Origin of the sequence: Calidithermus terrae, assembly GCF_003574345.1 — a bacterium.
GTDB classification, from domain to species: Bacteria; Deinococcota; Deinococci; order Deinococcales; family Thermaceae; genus Calidithermus; species Calidithermus chliarophilus.
Map to the genome: position 1 here is coordinate 1 of NZ_QXDL01000379.1, position 1,937 is coordinate 1,937.

1 protein-coding gene and 1 pseudogene are annotated in these 1,937 nt (G+C 74.2%); both read right to left on the reverse strand.

Translation table 11 applies throughout. The annotated features are described in order from the left end of the window. The coding region (locus Mterra_RS20890; protein ID WP_119316831.1) for a S8 family serine peptidase at positions 1–1,507 on the reverse strand (1,507 nt) is incomplete at its 3' end. 187 nt (positions 1,508–1,694) lie between these two features. After that, positions 1,695–1,937: pseudogene (locus Mterra_RS20895) on the reverse strand (VWA domain-containing protein); the annotation flags it as partial.

Consider the following 1,937-nt stretch of genomic DNA (forward strand, 5'->3'; position numbering starts at 1 on the left):
GGGTGAGGGCGGGGTCGGCGGCGAGCAGCAGGGCCAGGGCCGCGCTCACCTGCGGGGTGGCCTGGGAGGTGCCCATGTAGAAGGCGTAGGTGGGGCGGCCCGCGACGAAGTTCCAGGTGGTCGAGAGGATGCCGCGCGCGTCGTCGGTGCGGGTGTCGCCGCCGGGGGCGCTGGCGGCGATGGCGGCGTGCTGCTGGCTGTAGTAGGCGGGGCGGAACTCGAGGTCGGTCGCCCCCACCCCCAAAGCGCCCGGGCAGGAGGCGGGGTAGAAGGGGGCGCCCGGGTTGGTGTCCTGGCAGTTGCCCCCGGCAGCCACCACCAGCACGCCCTGCTGCACGGCCTCGGCCACCGCGTCGCACAGGGCCTGCGAGCGCTGCAGGGCGCCCAGCGAGAGGTTGATCACGCCGGCCGGCTCGGGCAGTTGCAGGGTCTGGCCCTCCCACTCCACCGGGAGGCCCGCGGCGTAGCGGAGGGCGGCGGCGGCGGCCTCGAAGGTGCCGTTGCCGTTCTGGTCCAGCACCCGCACGGGCAGCACCCGCACCGGGGCGCTCCAGGCCACGCCCACCGTGCCGCTGGGCGAGCAGACCGGCTGGCCGCCCTCGTAGCACTCGGGGGGCAGGGCGTTGGGGCCGCTGCGGGCCGTCACGATGCCGGTGACGTGGGTGCCGTGGCTGCCGAATCCGGGGTTGAGGGTGTCGCCGGGGTCGGTGGGGTCGGGGTCGGCCTCCACGAAGTCGTAGGCGCCCTCGCCCGGCAGGACCAGCCGCCCGGCGAGGTCGGGGTGGTCGTAGCGCACGCCGGTGTCGATCACGGCCACCGTCACGGTGCGGGCGTAGGCGGCCTGGTCGGCGAAGCGGGCGCCGGTCGAGCGCAGGTACCACTGCTGGGGGTAGAGCTCGTCGGCGGGCTCGCCCTGCGCCTGCACCCAGCCGTTGGGCTCGGCCCACTCCACGGCGGGGTCGGCGCGCAGGCGCTCGAGGAGGCGGGGGTCGCTCGAGCGCAGCTTCCCCAGCCGCGAGCGCGGGTCGAAGTTGAGCAGCCGCAGCCCGGCCAGCCGCAGGGAGCGGCCCGGCTTGAGCTTCACCAGCACCTCGCCCGTGGGGGCCGGCGCCAAGCGGGGGCGCAACCCCGCAGCGGGCAGCTTGCCGGGGCGGGCGAGGGCCGCCGCCGAGACCACCCTCCCCGTCAGGCGCACCTGCGGCTGCCGGAAGCGCAGCGTGGCCTCGACGTCGCCGCTGAGCCGGTAGGCGGTCTCCAGGAGGGCGGCCTCCGGCAGCCGGTCCCCCCGGGTGCGGGCCTGGATCTGCGCCGGCCCCAGCCCCTTGCGGGGGGTGAGCTCGAGCCAGCTCGAGGGCTCCGCAGGCGTGAGCTCCCACGCCGCGTTGTGCGGCACCCCCAGCCAGAACTGCCCACTGCCCGAATAGCTGAGCTTCACCTCCGAAGGAATCCGCTCCCCCCAGCTACAGGCCGGGAGCAACACGAGCAACAACAAGCTTTTCCAGCGCATCCGTTCCAGGATAGCAAGCCGAAGCCGCGCGAACTTCAGCAGGAGGTGAGAGGAAGCATGAAGGCTCACGGCGTGTGGCTCGTCGAGAGCGCCTTGCGTTTTGCGTCGTACGTCTTACGTCGTACGTCTTACGTCGTACGTCTTGCGTCTTGCGTACGACGTACGACCCGCGCTCAGCGCTCGCCCATCAGCCAGCGGCCATCGGCGCTCGGCGCACCCCCCCCGCCACCCGCCGCCACTCGAGGTAACGCTCCAGCACGAACAGCCCCAGCGCCAGCCCCACCAGCAGCCAGCGCAGCTCGAGGCCCTTGCGCCGGGGCAGGGAACGCAGCTCGTCCAGGCTTTCCAGCAGGCGGCCCCCGCTGGCCTCGGCGAGGGCGCGCAGGTTGGCCTTGCCGTCCTCCAGGCGCCACTCGGGGAGGGCGGGGAG